This is a genomic window from Kineosporiaceae bacterium, from assembly GCA_016713225.1.
Lineage (GTDB): Bacteria > Actinomycetota > Actinomycetes > Actinomycetales > Kineosporiaceae > JADJPO01.
The window spans coordinates 63,543-79,981 of record JADJPO010000011.1 but is presented as its reverse complement, the minus strand read 5'-3'; the positions used below and the strand labels follow the sequence as shown (position 1 = coordinate 79,981).

Below are 16,439 nucleotides of genomic sequence, written 5' to 3'. Positions count from 1 at the left end.
CGGTCATGGTGGCCGAACGCAAGCGGGAACGTCCCTGGGTGATGCGGACCTACGCCGGGCATTCCAGCCCTGCCGAGTCCAATGCGCTGTACCGGCGCAACCTGGCCAAGGGCCAGACGGGTCTGTCGGTGGCCTTCGACCTGCCGACCCAGACCGGCTACGACTCCGACCACGAGCTCGCCCGGGGTGAGGTGGGCAAGGTGGGCGTGCCGATCGGGCACGTCGGTGACCTGCGGGCGCTGTTCGACGGCATCCCGTTGGCCCAGATGAACACCTCGATGACCATCAACGCCACCGCGATGTGGCTGCTGGCGCTCTACCAGGTGGTCGCCCTCGACCAGGAGCAGGCCGCCAACCCGGACCGGCCGGCCGCCGAGGTGCTGGCCGCGCTGGCCGGCACCACCCAGAACGACATCATCAAGGAGTACCTCTCCCGCGGGACGTACGTGTTCCCGCCCGGGCCGAGCCTGCGGTTGACCACCGACACCATCGCCTACACCGTCACGGCGATGCCGGGCTGGAACCCGACCAACATCTGCAGCTACCACCTTCAGGAGGCCGGGGCCACCCCGGTGCAGGAGGTCGCCTTCGCGCTGTCCACGGCGATCGCGGTGCTGGACGCCGTGCGCGACGGCGGGCAAGTGCCGGCCGAACGCTTCGGCGAGGTGGTGCAACGGATCTCGTTCTTCGTCAACGCGGGCGTGCGGTTCGTCGAGGAGATGTGCAAGATGCGCGCCTTCGTCGAGCTGTGGGACGAGATCACCCGGGATCGCTACGGCATCACCGACGCCAAGCAGCGCCGGTTCCGCTACGGCGTCCAGGTCAACTCGCTCGGCCTGACCGAGGCTCAGCCCGAGAACAACGTGCAACGCATCGTGCTCGAGATGCTCGCGGTGACGCTGAGCAAGAAGGCCCGGGCGCGCGCCGTCCAGCTGCCGGCCTGGAACGAGGCGCTGGGCCTGCCCCGGCCGTGGGACCAGCAGTGGTCGTTGCGGATCCAGCAGGTGCTGGCCCTCGAATCGGACCTGCTCGAGTACGAGGACCTGTTCGACGGCTCGGCCGTGGTCGAGGCCAAGGTGGCCGAGATCATGGCCGGTGCCAAGGCGGAGATGGCCCGTATCGAGGAGCTGGGCGGGGCGATCGCCGCGGTCGAGAACGGCTACATGAAGTCGGCGCTGGTGGCCTCGCACGCCACCCGGCGGCACCGGATCGAGGCCGGGCTGGACACCGTGGTGGGGGTCAACTCGTTCACCACCACCGAGGTCAATCCGCTCACCGCTGACCTGGACACCGCGATCCAGACCGTCGACCCCGACGTGGAATCGGCTGCGGTGCAAGCGATTCAGCGTTGGCGGGCCGAGCGGGACGCCACACCGGAGGGTCGTGCCGCCTGGGCTGCCTCGCTGGAGCGGTTGAAGGCCGAGGCGAGTTCTGGGGCCAATCTCATGCAGGCCAGCCTCGAGTGTGCCCGGGCCGGGGTGACCACGGGGGAGTGGGCCGGCGCGCTGCGCGAGGTGTTCGGCGAGTACCGGGCGCCGACCGGGGTCAGTGGCACCGTCGGGGTGGCGGTCCCGGACGCCGACCTGGTCGCCGTCCGGGAATCGGTGACCCGCACCGGGGGCGAGCTCGGCGGGCGGCTGCGCATGCTGGTCGGCAAGCCGGGTCTGGACGGGCACTCCAACGGCGCCGAGCAGGTGGCGGTGAGAGCCCGGGACGCCGGTTTCGAGGTCGTCTACCAGGGGATCCGGTTGACGCCGGCTCAGATCGTGGCGGCGGCGGTGGCCGAGGACGTGCACTGCGTCGGCCTGTCGGTGCTGTCCGGCTCGCACATGGAGCTGGTGCCCGAGGTGCTGGCCGGCATGCGCGCGGCCGGGCTGGACGACGTCCCGCTGGTCGTCGGCGGCATCATTCCCGAGGCTGACGGCAAGGCCCTGGTCGCCCAGGGTGTCGCCGCGGTCTTCACGCCCAAGGACTACGGCCTCACCGAGATCATGGGCAAGATCGTCGACCTGATCCGCGACGCCCGCGCCCTGACCCCCTGACCCCCTGACCCCCGACACCGACCGAACCGCTCATGCTCCGCAGCAAACGGCTCATGCTCCGCTGGTGACGGTCATTTGGGGTATTTCACCCAGATGGTTCGACCCCTGCGGAGCATGAGCGGGTTTGTGCCCGGTGTTCGGGCGGGTGGTCACCAGCCGGGGCGGCCTCCGATGACCAGCGCGGAGGCCAGGTGTTCGAGCAGCATGCGGGCCGTCAGGACGACGCGCTCGGCGGCGCGCGGGCCGGCGGCATCGGCCCAGTCGGCGAGTTCGCGTCGCAACGGGTTGCGCACGGTCGCGATCTGCAGGCTGTGCTGCACGTAATGGCGCGGCAGCGGCGTCCGGCTCTGGGTGGCCGAGAGGTGGTCGACGTCGGCCGAGAGCACCGCGACCTCCTGGCCGACGGCGACCGCGACATAGGCCGCCCCCGCGACGTAGGCGGCGTCGATGTCCTCGGTGATCTCGGGCTGATCGTGGGCCGGGCGACTCGTGGCGCGGGCGTGGCTGCGCGGGCCGCCCCCGGACAACGCCATCTCGCGGACGTCGGCCTCCAACTGAGCGAGGCTGTCGAGAGCGGTCAGGGCCAGGGTGCCGAACGGCCAGACCCCGGCGGCCTGCTCGGAGGTCGGCATCGGCACCGCGGCCCAGGCGGCGGTGGTACGGCGTAGCCAGGCGGCGTACCCGGCGACCGAGGCCACGGCCTCAGGGTCGCCGAGGCGATCGGCGGCGTTGTACCGCGCCATCCAGGTGGCGCTGTCGAGCTCGGTCAGAAAGGCCATCCGGCGGGCGTAGTCGTGCACGCTGTGCCTGGTCTCGCCGCCGGTGGTCGCCGGGGTGGTGGTGATGCTGGGGGCGGCGTTCTGGATCAGCCCGACGCTGGCGCGCCGGAGGTGTCCATGGCCGGTTCGGACGGCGGTGGCCCGAGCGGCTCTGGTCGGGCGGGTGTGGCCGTGCGCGGAGGGGGTCGTCGACATGAGCCATATCTCGGAACACCCCCCGGTCGGGCTAAAGCCCCGGCGGCCAGATTCCCCCGTTGAGATGACCGCCGTTCCCACATGATCACCGTTGGATCGCAGTTTGCTCCCGCTGGACCGGTGCAGACTGCGATCCAACGGTGATCATGGGCGAGACTCGAGGGGAGTGGGCTATCAGGAGGGCGGGTTCCAGGCCTCCGCCAACGCGAGCACGATGCGCTCCAGACGCTGCGGTGAGGTGGCCAGGTTGACCCGGGCGAAGCCCTCGAAGCCGGTGCCGAACAACCGTCCGGGGTGCACCATCACCTTCGCCGTGGCCAGGGCGGTGGCGCTCGGGTCGGCCAGGCCGGTGGAGCGAGCGTCCAGCCAGGCCAGGTAGGTGGCCTGCATCGGGGTCCAGTCGACCTCCGGAAGATGCTGTGCCAGAAGGGCTCCGAACTGGTCGCGGCGTGCGCTCAGGTCGGCGAGCAGCCCGTCCAGCCAGCCGTCGCCGTCGGTGTAGGCGGCCACAGTGGCCACGATCCCCAGGGGCGAGGTGCCGTGATTGGACACCAGCGGCGCCGCCCGCAAGGCCGTCAGATCGGTGTCGTTGCCGGCGATGATCTGGGCGCACTTGAGTCCCGGCACGTTGAAGGCCTTGGACGCCGCGAGCACCGTCGTGACATGGTCTGCCGTCCCCTCGATCGCCGAGTACGGCAGGTGCCGGGCGCCGTCCAGCACCAGCGGGGCGTGGATCTCGTCGCTGATCACCCGGGCACCGTGGGCCAGGACGACGTCGCGCAGCGCGGCGAGCTCGGGCTCGGTGAACGCTCGCCCCAGGGGGTTGTGCGGTGAGGACAACAGCACCGTGCGCCCGCCGGCGGCCAACGCTGCCCCGATCGCCTCGACGTCGAGCTCGCGGCCCTGGCAGGCCACCGTGATCAGCTCGCGTCCGGTCACGGCCGGGATCTGCAGGAAGGGTGGGTACGCCGGGGTCGGGACCACCACGGGGGCACGCTCGCACAGCACCTCCAGTGCCAGCCGCACGCCCGCCATCACGTCACCGCAGCTGATCACCCGGGCCGGGTCGACCAGCAGCCCGAACCGCCGTTCGACGAATCCCGCGGTCGCTTCCGGCAGGCCGTTGAGGCGGTCCTCGGCCGGGTACCCGAGGATGCCCCGCTCGAGCGCGTCGTCCAGGGCCGCCCGGACGACGCGAGCCGGCCGGACGTCCATCTCGGCCACCCACGCGGGGAGCACGTCCGGGCCGGGCAGGGTCCACTTCACGGAGCGGGCATCGCGCAGCTCGGCGTCGTCCAGTTCCCAGTCGGGCAGATCGATGTCGTCCAGGTGCCAGGCCATGCCCCGGAGTCTGGCAGGTCGATACGCCGACCGGGACCGCGCGGCCCGGGCGCATTGATCCCGGAGGCCGCGTGATGAGATGTGCACGAATTACATGATCACCAAGGTGGTGCCGCGGGTGCCTCAGGCGGAGCGTGGCGTGACGAAACCCAGCGTCGCCGGCTTGAAGCCCGGGAAGACGTTGGTGACCGTCGGCACGGCACACCGGCGGGTGAGCACCTCCGACAGCACCGACCGGTAGTCGGTGCGGGCCGCCAGGTCGCCGTTGTCGAGCGCGGCCGGGGCCAGGGTGGGCCAGGCGCCGTACACCTTGCCGCCCTTGATGCCACCGCCCATCACCAACATGGCCTGACCGTGACCGTGGTCGAGTCCGTTGGAGCCGTTCTGCTCGACCCGGCGGCCGAACTCGCTCAGGGTCACCACGGTGACCCCACCCATCAACGGCCCGAGCTCCTTGGCGAAGGCCGCCATCGCCCCCGACAGCTCGGTGAGTTGGTTGAACATCCAGCCACCGTCCGGGCCGCCCAGGTTCTGGTGCATGTCCCAGTTGCCGAAGTCGACGGTGGCGAAACGCAGACCGACGTTCGCCTTGATGAGCCGGGCGACATCGTGCAGGGCGTTGCTCAGGCCGCCGCCCGGGTACCCCGCGGCGGCCGCCTCGACGTCCTTGGGCAGGGCACGCAGCTTGCCGACGGCCTCGATGGCCTCCAGCGTGGGACGGGCGATGTCCGGCCGGGCGCCCTTGTGCAGCGTGCTCATGGCCCGCTGCCAGGCGGAGAAGGCCAGGGTGTTCTCGTCGACGCCGATCCGGATGTTGTTCAGCGAGGAGACCGCGAACTTGCTGTGCTCGCCGTACAGCGAGGCCGGCATCGTGGTGCTGCCCACCTGGGCGCCGGCCAGCGTGCCGACACCCTGGGCGGCGTCCAGGCAGCGGTTCATCCAGCCCGAGTACGTGCCGCTGTTCGGGGCGCCGTGCTCCATGGCCGCCGTGGCCTCGAAGTGCGAGCGGGTCGGGTCCGGCTGGCCGCAGGCGTGAATCGCGGCCACCTGGCCGGCGTCCCAGAGGGGGTAGAGCGCCTTCAGCCCCGGCGCCAGGCCGAAGATGGTGTCGACCTTCTTCAAGGCGGCCGCCGGGACGCCGATCGACGGCCGGGCCCGCAGGTAGTTCGCGTCACCGGCCGGCACCACCGCGGACAGGCTGTCGAATCCGCCCCGCAGACTGATCACGACCAGGACGTCGGCCGTGCCGGTGGTGGTGACCGGTGGCACGACGGCACTGGGGGAGACCGACTTCGACGGCGAGACCGATCGGGTCGGGGTCAGCGACGGGGTCGCCGATCGTGACGGGGACGGGCTCGTGGACGGCGTCCCGCTGGGTGAGGGGGTGCCCGTCGGGGACGGCGTGGGCGTGGCCGCGAAGGCCACCTGGGCGCCGTGCAGCGTGCTGGCGGTGACCAGCCCGGTGACGGCCGTCAACTCGAACAGGCGGCGCCGGGTGATCTTGGTCGACTCGTGCTCGGCGCAGCCACATGGCTCGCCCACCGGCTCGATGGTCTCGGGCTCGCGGATCGTGGAGGTCATCGGGTCGCCTCTCAGCGGGTCAGGAAGGCGGGGGAGCTCATCATCGCGATCGCCGTCAGCGCAGCGGTCGACTCGCGTGCCCAGCCGTCGGACGCGAACCGGGTGGGCAGTTTGGTGCCGGCGAGCAGCTGGGCGACGGCAGTGCGCTCCTGAGCGGTGGGCAACCGCCCCAGCACCCGCTTGGCGGCCACGTCGATCATGGCGCTGCGATTGGCCGGGGGCTTGGCGAGCAGCTTGGCCGAGCCCGGCAGACCGAGCTTGTCCGGCGACCAGCCGTAGACCAGGCCGGTGGTCTGGTTGATCAGCTCCAGGGCGTCCGCCGGGCTCTGCCACTTGCGGGCCAGATCGGGATACCCGTCCGGGGTGGGCCAGGCCATCGGGGTCTGCCCCGAGTTGCCGGTCATCCAGTACACCTGCTGCAGCGCGTCCTTGTTGCCGGTGAACTTCGGACCCAGGGTTCGGATCACGGCAATGGTGCGCTCGAGCGGGCGACGCATCTTCGCGCCCTCGGCGGCGGCGAACTCCGCCGAACCGAACAGCTGGCGCAGGACGGGGCTGATCGCGGTCTTGTTGCGCAGGTAGGTGCGGGTGAGCGCGTTGACCAGTTCGGCGGACGGCGCGTCGGAGACGAAGTGGATCGCCAGCTTGCGACAGATGTAGCGGGCGGTGGCGGGATGCGAGGCCAGGTTGCGCACGAACCGTTGCTGCGCGAGGCGTCCGGCCTGGCCGGTGCCGTTGGCATACCTGGTACCCAGGATGGTGACCGGCCGGCTGTGGTGGCGGGCCGGGACGTATCGGGTGGTCGCCTGATCGGTGATCTCCCACCCGGTCAGCAGCAGGGCGGCCTGCTTGATGTCGCGCTCGGTGTAGCCGCCGTCCACCCCGAGGGTGTGCAGCTCCATGATCTCGCGGGCGTAGTTCTCGTTGGGCTGCTGCTTGGTCGAGAGGGCGTTGTCGAGGTAGGCCAGCATCGCGGGGTGGGTCGAGCTGGCGAGCAGCATGTCCTCGAAACGACCGAAGGCGTGCTTGCGGATCACGTCCGCGTCGTAGCGGTGGCGGGCGAAGGAGCCCTTGTCGGCCGGGGCGGGGACGTTGAGGTGGTTGGACCAGAAGTCCACCATCACCTCGTTCAGCTGACGTTCGCTCCAGACGGCACGGCCGAGGTGCAGCAGGCCGACCTCGTAGAGGAACTTGTAGTAGTCGTCGCCCTGCTTCTGCATCGCGTGGGCCCGTGCCATCGAGTAGCTGAGCCGCGGGTAGAGCGCATTCACCTTGTTGCCGAGCGGATCGGCGATCCGCGCCGGGGCGAGCTGCAGGGCCAGCCAGTTGGACAGCCCCAGGGCGGAGACCTGGGCCCGCATGGCCGGGGTGGGGCCATAGGTGACCCGGCGCATCAAGTGTTCGGCAGACAGGTTGCGCGCCACGGGAACCGGTACCAGCCGGGCCGGGGTGGCGGACGTGCCCAGACGTACCGTGGGGGACCCGACGCCGGCCGCGGTGGGCCCGGACGCCTTGGCTCCCAGCGCGTTCGAGGCGCCGGCCAGCTCGGAGCGACCGCCCAGGGCCAGGGCCGACAGGCTGCCGACGGCCGCTGCGGCACCGGCTGCGGCGAGGGCCTGTCGCCGGGACAGGGTCAGTGGCCGGAACACCTTGGCGGCCTCGCGGGCGCCGGCGGCCACTCGCAGGCCCGCCGCGTGCCCGCGGGTACGGCCCAGGGCGCGCTTGCGGGCGACCCGCTCGCTGCGGCGTCGCGCATCGCTCACCGAGTGCGGGCCGGCGTCCGATGGCACGGGCGGCGCGGGGAACACCGAGCCGGGGAGCGGCGGGGGTGTCTCGGCGACCGGGTGATCTCGGCCATCTCGGGTGACGTCTTCGAGCACATCATCACCTAATCAAGAACCCGTACGATCAAGCGTCAAGCGCCCGCAAAGCAGATCCCAAAGGTGTGTTTCCCACGCCGTTGCTGCTGGTCAGGGTCGGTTGGGCGCCACGGGTGCGCTGCCGTGAACCGACTCACCACAGTCCGTGTTGCTCCGGGGCCGCCGTCTGGACCAGCAGCGAGGCGACGCGTCGGGCCACCTCCTCGGCGCAGCCCCACGACAGGCTCACTCCGGCGCTGCCGTGGCCGTAGCAGTGCAGCACCGTGCGCTCGGGCTCGTGCCGCACCGACAACTGCACCCCGGAACGGTGCGCCCGCAACGCCGTGCGATGGGTCAACACCCGCGCCCCGGACAGCCGGGGTTCGAGCCGGGCCGCTCGGCGCAGCAGGCCGGAACCGTCGGGGCGCGCGTCGTCGTCCCCGGGTTCGTCGTCGGCCGCCAGCGCCACCGTGCCGCCGTCCGGCACCACGTACAGGTACTCGTCGGCGAGCCACTCGTTCAGGCCCGGGTCGCTCACCCGCAGGTACTGCCAGCGCCAGGGCGCGACCTGGTCGTCCCCGGCCAGACCGCGGGCCGCCAGGCCGGAGCAGTTGACCACCAGGCCACGCTGGGGCAGCGCCGGCAGGGACATCCGGGTGAGGGTCCCCCCGGCAGCGAACAACCGCTGGGTCAGGTACCGCAGATAGACCGCCGGGGCGACCACCGGTGCGTTCACCAGTTGGGCCGCCGGGGTCGACGAGCCGGAGAACAACCGACCGGGGCGCATCGTCACCCCGGCGAGCGCTCCGGTGCTCGACGCGGCGGCGTCGTCGTCCCCGGAGGCCAGGGCACACAGCCGCTCGCGGGTGCGGCGCGCCCACTCGGCCGACTCGGCGCCGAGGCGGGCCGGCGGCGGCAGCCACGGCACCGGCCCCAGGGCCGAGGCGTTCTCGCCCGGCAGATCGCGGGCGAGGACGTCGACCATCACCTCGGTGGTCTCGGCGAGCTGGACGGCGCAGGTCAGGCCGACCACGCCGGCTCCCACGACGATGACGCGCTGCGACATCAGCGCCTCCCCTCTCGGCCGGTGCGACGAGGATCATCCTCGAGGGAGGTATCGGCGCCTCACCGGCCTGTCAGAACAATCGGTGCTCGCTCGAATCGTGGCCGCGCAGCGCGTCATAGTCGAGGGTCAGGCAGCGAATTCCGCGATCGGCGGCCAGCACGCGCGCCTGGGGCTTGATCTCCTGGGCGGCGAAGACACCCGAGACCGGGGCCAGCAGCGGGTCGCGGTTGAGCAGGTCGAGGTAGCGGGTCAGCTGCTCGACGCCGTCGATCTCGCCCCGGCGCTTGATCTCGACGGCCACGTGGGCGCCGTCCGCATCACGGGTGAGCAGGTCGACCGGGCCGATCGCCGTGGGATATTCGCGGCGGATCAGGGTGTATCCGGCACCCAGGGTGTGGACGTGTTCGGCGAGCAACTCCTGCAGGTGGGCCTCGACGCCGTCCTTGACCAGGCCCGGGTCGACGCCCAGGTCGTGGCTGCTGTCGTGCAGGACCTCGTAGAGCTGCACGATCAGCCGGTCGTCGGTCTTGTCGTGCTGGACGGTCCAGATCTCGCTCACGCCGGCGTCCCGTTGGTCGGACGTCGGTTCGCCGGCCGTGAGGCGGCAGGGCGGGCTCATCCAGTTCAACGGCTTGTACGAGCCCCCGTCGGAGTGCACCAACAGGCTGCCGTCGGCCTTGACCATCAACAACCGCGTGGCCAGCGGCAGGTGGGCGGTCAGCCGTCCGGCATAGTCGACTGAACAGCGGGCAATCACCAAGCGCACGAACGGCAACCTACCGGCAACCTGTCGGTGTGGTGACCGGTGAATGGTCGGTGCGCTACCGCCGAGTGTGTCCAGCGCCGCATTTCCGGAAGCCCTTTGGCGTGATGCCGGTGCGAGACTGCGCTCACGCCCGTGCTCGTCGAGGAGGACACCATGTCGCGCGAGATCACCAACGCCGCCGTGATCGGTCTCGGAACCATGGGGGCCGGCCTGGCCGAAGTGCTCTCGCGCCAGGGGATCCAGGTGGTGGCCGTCGAGGTGGACGAGAAGGCCGTGGAGCGAGGCCGGGCCCGGGTGGCGGCCTCGGTCGAACGGGCGGTGACCCGCGGCAAGATGACCGCCGAGGACGGCGAACAGATCCTCGCCCGGATCAGCTACACCACCAAGCTCGAGGACGTCGCCCCCGCCGGTCTGGTGGTCGAGGCGGTGCCCGAGCGGCTGGAGTTGAAGAAGCAGATCTTCGCCGAGCTCGACACCATCTGTGCGGGCGACGCGATCCTCGCCACGAACACCTCCAGCCTGTCGGTGACCGACATCTCGGTGGCCACCGAACACCCCCGTCGCGTGATCGGGTTGCACTTCTTCAACCCCGCGCCGGTGCAGAAGCTGGTCGAGGTCATCCGCACCGTGGTCACCGACCAGGGCGTGGTGGACGACGCGGTCGCCTTGACCGAGGCGATGGGCAAGACCCCGGTGGTGGTGGGCGACCGGGCGGGCTTCATCGCCAACACCCTGCTGATGGGCTACCTGAACCACGCGGTGAGCATGCTCGAGTCGCGCTATGCCACCCGCGAGGACATCGACGCCTCGATGGTCTACGGCTGTGGCCTGCCGATGGGGCCGCTGGCCGTGATCGACCTGATCGGGTTGGACACGGTCTACGAGGTGCTCGACACGATGTACCACCAGGACCGCGACCGGCTGCACGCGCCGGCCCCGATCCTGAAGCAGATGATGACTGCGGGCCTGTTGGGCCGCAAGAGCGGTCGCGGGTTCTACACCTACGCCAAGCCGGGGTCCTCCAGCGTGGTGGCGGACGCCGGCACCCCCGCCGCGCGGGCCAGCGCCCAGAACGTGCGCCCGGTCTCCTCCGTCGGGGTGATCGGTTCGGGCACCATGGCCTCGGGCATCGTCGAGGTGCTGGCCAAGGCCGGGCTCGACGTCATCTTCGTGGCCCGCGGCCAGGCCAAGGTGGACGGCGTGATCGCCAAGATCACCAAGAGCCTCGATCGAGCCGTGAGCCGGGGCCGGCTCGACCAGGCCGCCCGGGACGGCGCCCTCGGCCGGATCACCGGCGCCACCTCGGTCACCGCTCTGGGTGAGGTCGACCTGGTGGTCGAGGCGATCGTCGAGGACCTCGAGGTCAAGCGGGCGTTGTTCACCGAGCTCGACGGGATCTGCAAGGCGGGTGCGATCCTGGCGACGACCACCTCCTCGCTGCCGGTCATCGAGTGTGCGGCCGCCACCTCGCGCCCGCACGACGTGGTGGGGATGCACTTCTTCAACCCGGCGCCGGTGATGAAGCTGGTCGAGGTGGTGCACACCGTGGCCACCGCACCCGATGTGGTCGAGACCGTGGTCGGGCTCTGCGATCGGATCGGCAAGCACCCGGTGACCTGCGGCGACCGCGCCGGGTTCATCGTCAACGCGCTGCTCTTCCCGTACCTGAACGACGCGATCCGCATGCTCTCGGAGCACTACGCCACCGCCGACGAGATCGATGTCGCGATGAAGAACGGCTGTGGCTACCCGATGGGACCGTTCGAACTGCTCGACGTGGTCGGGTTGGACGTCTCGCTGGCGATCCAGCGCACCCTGTACCTGGAGTTCCGCGAGCGCAGCTGGGCGCCGACCCCGCTGCTGGAGCAGATGGTGCGGGCCGGGTATCTGGGCCGCAAGACCGGGCGGGGCTTCCGCATCTACGGCTGATCGCACCACGGTTTCGCACGGTGCCGGCCCGTTCGCCGACCGAACCGTGCAACATGGGCGTGTCCCTCGGCGTCTGTGACCTGTGAGTGTGGTGAGCCTGCCCATGACGAGACCGCCGGACGCCGCTGTGGCCGCCGGGCGGGCCGGCGCGTCGTCGGAGGCGACCGAGGCGGTTCACGCGGAGTTCGTGGCCTTCGTCGCGGCGGAGGGCGGGCGCCTGGTGCGCCTGGCGCGGGGCCTGTTGCGCGACCCGGCCACTGCCGAGGACATCGTGCAGGACGTGCTCGCCACCGCGCTGATGCGCTGGTCGCGGGTGGGAACAGCCGACGATGTGCCGGCATACGTCCGGCGCATGGTGGTCAACGCCTGCACGTCGCACTTTCGGCGTGCGGTGCGCCGGGAGCGCGTTCATGATCCGGAGGTGCTCACCCGCCGGATCGATCAGGCGGCTGCCGCCCCGGACGGCTTCACCACCATCGACGACCGCGACCGCCTGATGAGCGCGCTGCGGCGGCTGCCGGCCAAGCAGCGCGCCGTCCTGGTGTTGCGGCACTACGAGGGTCTGCCGGACGCGGAGATCGCCGAGCTGCTCGGCAGCCGCGAGGTGACCGTGCGCACCAATGCGCATCGGGGTCTGGCCCGGTTGCGAGAGCTGCTGTCGGAACCGGTGGGTGCCCCCGGTCCGTCGGGCCCGCGAGGGAGCGCTGAGGATCATGGTTGAGCCTGACGACCTGGACGAGGTCTCCCGTCGGCTCGCCCGTGCGCTGCAGCAGTCCACGGATGCGCCGGTCGACGTCGGGTCCCTGATCGCGGGCAGCAGCCGACGGGCCGGTGCGCGCCGTCGGCGTCGCCGGGTGGCGATGGGGGTGCTCTCGGCCACCGTGGTGGGCGGGTTGGCCACCGGCACCGTGGTGCGCCTGCTCGCGCCGCAGCCGGTCAGCGTCGTGATGCTGGACGCCGCGAGCTCGTCCGGGCTGGTGGCCGGAGGACCCACTGGGTCCTCCGGGAACGCGGCGTCCGCGCGTCCGACCTCGGGCTCGTCCGGGCCGAGTGAGCCCAGCGGGCCGAGCGGGTCACCTGCACCGACCGAGCCATCCGGGCCATCCGGGCAGGAGCCGACCCAGCCGAGAGGTGGTCTCTCGCTGTCGGTGGCCGCGAGCCCGGACGCCGCCGGTCTGGCCACCCGCCTGCCGCGTACCGAGGCCGGGCTGGTGATCGTGCCGGACGCCGCGCTGCTCACCGGTGAGCTACCGGGCCTGACGCTGACATCGGACTTCGACAGCGGTCAGTACGTGCAGGTGCCCACGACCTCGACGAGCGCCTGTCGCGCCGAGCCGCTGGGTCTGCAGTACGCCGTGGGCGGGCGCAGCCTGCAGTGGTCACAGACCGCCGGCCCCGACTGGACCTTCTCGAACGCCGTCCGGGTCTTCTCCGGTCGGGGGTCGAGTGATCAGGTCGCGTGGCTGCGCGACCATCTCGACGGCTGCGCCGGCGCCTGGTCGGGGCTGCAGGTCGTGGCGCGCGACAGTGTGGGGGAGGGCTCGGTGCTGGCCACCTCGACCACGGCCGTGCCGGGCTCGGTCATGGTGCTGGGCGCCGTCCGGTCGGGCCGCGCGACGTCCGGGTTCCAGTTGGTGGTCCCGAACGGGGCCTTCGCGACCCCGGCGGAGGCCCTCGCGCAGGCCACCACGCTGGGCGCCACCGTGTTGGGTCAGGCCTACGACCGCCTGGTCACCTCGGGCCTCGGCCCCCGCAGCGCCCAGGACCTGTCCCTCGCCCCCGCCACCCTCACCACCACCCCCAACCCCAGCTGACCACCCACCCGACAACCCACCCGACAACCCGCTCATGCTCCGTGGGGAGCTGCTCATGCTCCGTCGGTGACGCACAAAAGGGGCGTTTGGTCGGCACCGAGCGACACCTGCGGAGCATGAGCAGGTTGTGGGCCTGACAGGTTGTGGCCTGAGCAGGTTGTGGGCCTGACAGGTTGTGGGCCTGAGCAGGTTGTGGCTCAGGAGCGTTGCTGGCGCGGAATGATCACTTCTTGCACGATCAGCAGAATGCTGGCCGCAATCGGGATGGCGATCAGGGCGCCGAGAATGCCCAGCAGTGCTCCACCGGCCAGAGCGGCGATGACGGCGAGGAAGCCGGGCAGGTTCACGGTGCGGGACATGATCCGGGGCGCGATCACGTAGTTCTCCACCTGCTGGTAGATCAGGTAGTAGACGGCCACGACCACGGCCGCCTGCCAGCTCTGGAACAGCGCGGCCACGGTGATCACCACGGCCCCGATGGTGGCGCCGACCATCGGGATCAACCCCAGGATGCCCACAGTGATCGCCAGCACCAGGGCATACGGCAGTCCCAGCACCAGCAGCCCGACGTAGGTGAACGTGGCGTTGATGGCCGCCACCGCCACCTGCCCCGACGTGTAGCCACCGATCCGGCGGATGATCTCATCGCCGATCAGGCGGACCCGCGCCCGGCGCGAGGCCGGCACCAGCGCGTACGTGGCCTCGGTCAGGGTGTTCAGGGATGCGGTGAAGTAGAGCGTGAGCACCAGCACGGTGAACGCGCTGAACGCACCCGAGATGACGGCCTGCCCGGCGCCCAGCACCCCGCCGAACAACTGCACCACCGTCTCGCCGTTGGCCAGGCGGGTCTTGAGCTGTTCGGTGACCGTGTTGATGATCCCGAACTGTTTGTCGAGATCGATCACCCACTGGGTCTTCTGGAAGTCGTCCACCCAGCCGGGCAACGCCTGGGTGAGGTCCGCGGCCTCGGTGGCCAGCGGTGGCACGACGGCGAACCCGAACCCGGTGAACAGCAGCACCACGCCGAGGAAGACCAGCGCCACCGCCGAGCCACGGGCCAGCCCACGCCCCTGCAGCCAGCGCACCAGCGGGTCGAGCGCCAGGGCCAGGAACAGGGCGATCACCACCAGGGTGATCACCGAGGTCAACCGCCCGAGCAACCCGAGCAGGAACGAGGCCATCAGGACTCCGGTGGCACCCATGAAGCCGATGTAGAACGGGTGCGCTCGGCTCACCGGAAGCCCCGGGACGCCGAAACGCGTCGAGTCGACGGCCGCGCCCTCCCGCGTCGCCGGGCCGGGGGACAGGGCGTCCAGGGGCGGCAGGGCATCGGTGAGCGAACCGTCGCCCGGGGCGGCGTGGGCGTCGTCCGGGTCGGGCTCCGTTGCGGTGCGCGAGGGGGCGTTCAGGCCGAGTTGCTCGGCGGCGAGCCGATCCGCCTCCCACGGGTCGACGGCGCGCCGGGCGCGTTCGGCCTGGGCCGCCGCGCGGCGTTCGACGACGGCCTCACGGACGGCGCGCAGACTCGTCGAGCGGGGGATGCGTGCTTTCCAGGGACTCACGGCACCTCATCGTGAAGTTGGTGATCGGCTCTCAGCCTGCCACACCTGACCCGTCGGTCGGCCCGCCCGGAACAGCCCAGCGGGCCGGTCGTCAGACGACCGGCCCGCTGGTGATGCCTGAGATTCCGTGAGGCGAGTGACCCGATCCGAGGATCAGCGCCGGGCCGGCTCCTCGGTGGCCGGCAGCACGATGGTCTTGTCCGCCTCGCCCGCGATCTCGCCGGCGGTGGGGACGCCGTCCGCCAGGTTCTCGCCGCCGCCGCGCGCGGCGGTGAGCTTGTCGAGGTTGGGCACCGGACCCGGCATCGTGGTGCCGAGCAGCGACCGCAGCTGGTCGAGGTGACCGGAGATGAGGTCGCGCTGACGGGTGAGCTCGTCGACCTGACGCTGGGCGGCCCGACGGTGACGCTCGGCCTCGGCCTTGGCCTCGGAGAGCACCTTGTCGGCGTGGGCCCGAGCCTCGGCGATCACCGAGTCGGCGTTGCGGCGGGCGTTGCCGATCAGCTGCTTGGCGTGGTCGTCGGCGTCGCGCCGCACGTGCTCGGCCTGCTCGACCGCCTTGGCGGCCCGCTGCTCGGCGGCGGCGGCGCGCTGCTCGGCCTCGGCCACCAGCTGGGTCGCCTGGGCGACGGCCTGCTCGTGACGCTCGGCGTCGATGCGCTCGGCCTCCTCGCGCCGGGCGGCGAGCATGACCTCGAGGTCCGTGGTCATCTGCTCGACCTTGGCGCGAGTCTCCTCGTGCATGGCGGCGGCCGCGGCCCGCAGGTCGTCGGCCTCCTTCTTCGCCGCGCCCCGGTGCTCGTCGACGTCCCGCTTGGCCGCGGCGCGAAGCTCGGTGACCTCACGCTCGGCCGTGGCGCGCAGCCGGGCCAGCTCGCGGTCGACCGTGGTGCGCTTCTCGCTGGTCTCGTGCTCGGTGACGCTCTTGAGCTTGGCAGCCTCGCGCTCGGCGACGGCCAGCATCTCCTCGGCCTTGCGGGTGGCCGTGGCGACGATCTCCTCGGCCTCCGTGGTCGCGCTCTGCCGCAGCTCGGCGCTCTCACGCTGTGCGCCGGCGGTCATCTCGGCGGACTCGTTCTGAGCCGCTGCGCGGACCTGAGCCGCCTCGACCCGCGCCTGCGCGAGGGCCTCGTCGGCGTCCTTGGTGGCCGCAGCGATGACGTCGCTGGCCTGCTCCTCCGCCAGACGGAGGAGCTGCTCGATCCGGGCGCCGAGACCGCTGTACGACGGCCGTTCGACCTCCCGGAGCTGGCGATGGGCCTCGGCCACCTCGCCGGAGAGCTTCATCGCGCGGGCATCGACTTCTTCGACCCGCGCGCGGGCGTCGCGCAACTGGGCCTCCAAGGCCCCGATGCGCTCGTCCACCTGGGCCTTGTCGTATCCCCGCATGACGATCTGGAACGGCTGGTGGTGCTGATCGCCGGCCACTGTGTCGAGACCTCCTCAGGCCCCGCGCGGGGCCTACTACACGTCACGGAATCTCATGATTGCATCGATGTGCCGGT

General features: G+C 71.3%; 12 protein-coding genes. 4 read left to right on the top strand and 8 right to left on the bottom strand.

Annotation, left to right across the window (positions count from 1 at the left end; all coding sequences use genetic code 11):
• Positions 1–5 precede the first annotated feature (5 nt).
• Positions 6–2,042, top strand: coding sequence for a protein meaA (locus IPK24_23060; GenBank protein ID MBK8078346.1), 2,037 nt, complete (start codon positions 6–8; stop codon positions 2,040–2,042).
• Positions 2,043–2,191: 149 nt separating this feature from the next.
• Here the strand turns inward: IPK24_23060 and IPK24_23055 are convergent, their stop codons facing one another.
• The 6 genes from IPK24_23055 to nucS form a co-directional block, all read right to left on the bottom strand.
• On the bottom strand, positions 2,192–3,016 hold the full coding sequence (locus tag IPK24_23055) for a hypothetical protein (GenBank protein ID MBK8078345.1): 825 nt from the start codon (positions 3,014–3,016) through the stop codon (positions 2,192–2,194).
• 174 nt (positions 3,017–3,190) lie between these two features.
• Entirely contained in the window at positions 3,191–4,357 is a 1,167-nt protein-coding gene (locus IPK24_23050; protein MBK8078344.1) for an aminotransferase class I/II-fold pyridoxal phosphate-dependent enzyme, read from the bottom strand.
• A gap of 123 nt (positions 4,358–4,480) precedes the next feature.
• Positions 4,481–5,938, bottom strand: coding sequence for a DUF1501 domain-containing protein (locus tag IPK24_23045; GenBank protein ID MBK8078343.1), 1,458 nt, complete (start codon positions 5,936–5,938; stop codon positions 4,481–4,483).
• Positions 5,939–5,949: 11 nt separating this feature from the next.
• Positions 5,950–7,818 carry a DUF1800 domain-containing protein gene (locus tag IPK24_23040; GenBank protein ID MBK8078342.1) on the bottom strand — a complete coding sequence of 623 codons (1,869 nt, stop codon included), beginning with the start codon at positions 7,816–7,818 and terminating at the stop codon, positions 5,950–5,952.
• A 133-nt stretch (positions 7,819–7,951) separates the two neighbouring features.
• A complete protein-coding gene (locus IPK24_23035; protein MBK8078341.1) occupies positions 7,952–8,863 on the bottom strand; it encodes an FAD-dependent oxidoreductase in 912 nt (303 codons plus the stop codon).
• 70 nt (positions 8,864–8,933) lie between these two features.
• Positions 8,934–9,629, bottom strand: a complete 696-nt coding sequence (gene nucS, locus IPK24_23030; GenBank protein ID MBK8078340.1) for an endonuclease NucS — start codon at positions 9,627–9,629, stop codon at positions 8,934–8,936.
• A gap of 153 nt (positions 9,630–9,782) precedes the next feature.
• Between nucS and IPK24_23025 the strand changes: the two genes are divergently transcribed.
• The 3 genes from IPK24_23025 to IPK24_23015 all read left to right on the top strand — a co-directional run bounded on the left by IPK24_23025 (position 9,783) and on the right by IPK24_23015 (position 13,372).
• Positions 9,783–11,558: an NAD-binding protein gene (locus IPK24_23025; protein MBK8078339.1), complete on the top strand. Its 1,776-nt coding sequence runs from the start codon at positions 9,783–9,785 to the stop codon at positions 11,556–11,558.
• 103 nt (positions 11,559–11,661) lie between these two features.
• A complete protein-coding gene (locus IPK24_23020; protein ID MBK8078338.1) occupies positions 11,662–12,279 on the top strand; it encodes a SigE family RNA polymerase sigma factor in 618 nt (205 codons plus the stop codon).
• Entirely contained in the window at positions 12,272–13,372 is a 1,101-nt protein-coding gene (locus IPK24_23015; GenBank protein MBK8078337.1) for a hypothetical protein, read from the top strand. Before IPK24_23020 ends, IPK24_23015 begins: the two co-directional genes overlap by 8 nt.
• Before the next feature lie 197 nt (positions 13,373–13,569).
• On the opposite strand, the gene IPK24_23010 is transcribed toward IPK24_23015, so the two are convergent.
• Together IPK24_23010 and IPK24_23005 are read right to left on the bottom strand one after the other, a co-directional pair.
• Positions 13,570–14,574 (bottom strand): AI-2E family transporter, encoded by a 1,005-nt coding sequence (locus IPK24_23010; protein MBK8078336.1) that lies wholly within the window; start codon positions 14,572–14,574, stop codon positions 13,570–13,572.
• Between the two features lie 513 nt (positions 14,575–15,087).
• Positions 15,088–16,362, bottom strand: a complete 1,275-nt coding sequence (locus IPK24_23005; GenBank protein ID MBK8078335.1) for a cellulose-binding protein — start codon at positions 16,360–16,362, stop codon at positions 15,088–15,090.
• Positions 16,363–16,439 lie beyond the last annotated feature (77 nt).

Excerpts from the sequence above, each read along its gene's own strand:
- IPK24_23010 (MBK8078336.1), bottom strand. The coding sequence starts at position 14,574 with ATGGGTGCCACCGGAGTCCTGATGGCCTCGTTCCTGCTCGGGTTGCTC.
- IPK24_23045 (MBK8078343.1), bottom strand. The coding sequence starts at position 5,938 with ATGACCTCCACGATCCGCGAGCCCGAGACCATCGAGCCGGTGGGCGAG.
- IPK24_23035 (MBK8078341.1), bottom strand. The coding sequence starts at position 8,863 with ATGTCGCAGCGCGTCATCGTCGTGGGAGCCGGCGTGGTCGGCCTGACC.
- IPK24_23055 (MBK8078345.1), bottom strand. The coding sequence starts at position 3,016 with ATGTCGACGACCCCCTCCGCGCACGGCCACACCCGCCCGACCAGAGCC.
- IPK24_23015 (MBK8078337.1), top strand. The coding sequence starts at position 12,272 with ATGGTTGAGCCTGACGACCTGGACGAGGTCTCCCGTCGGCTCGCCCGT.
- IPK24_23025 (MBK8078339.1), top strand. The coding sequence starts at position 9,783 with ATGTCGCGCGAGATCACCAACGCCGCCGTGATCGGTCTCGGAACCATG.
- IPK24_23050 (MBK8078344.1), bottom strand. The coding sequence starts at position 4,357 with ATGGCCTGGCACCTGGACGACATCGATCTGCCCGACTGGGAACTGGAC.
- IPK24_23060 (MBK8078346.1), top strand. The coding sequence starts at position 6 with ATGGTGGCCGAACGCAAGCGGGAACGTCCCTGGGTGATGCGGACCTAC.
- IPK24_23020 (MBK8078338.1), top strand. The coding sequence starts at position 11,662 with ATGACGAGACCGCCGGACGCCGCTGTGGCCGCCGGGCGGGCCGGCGCG.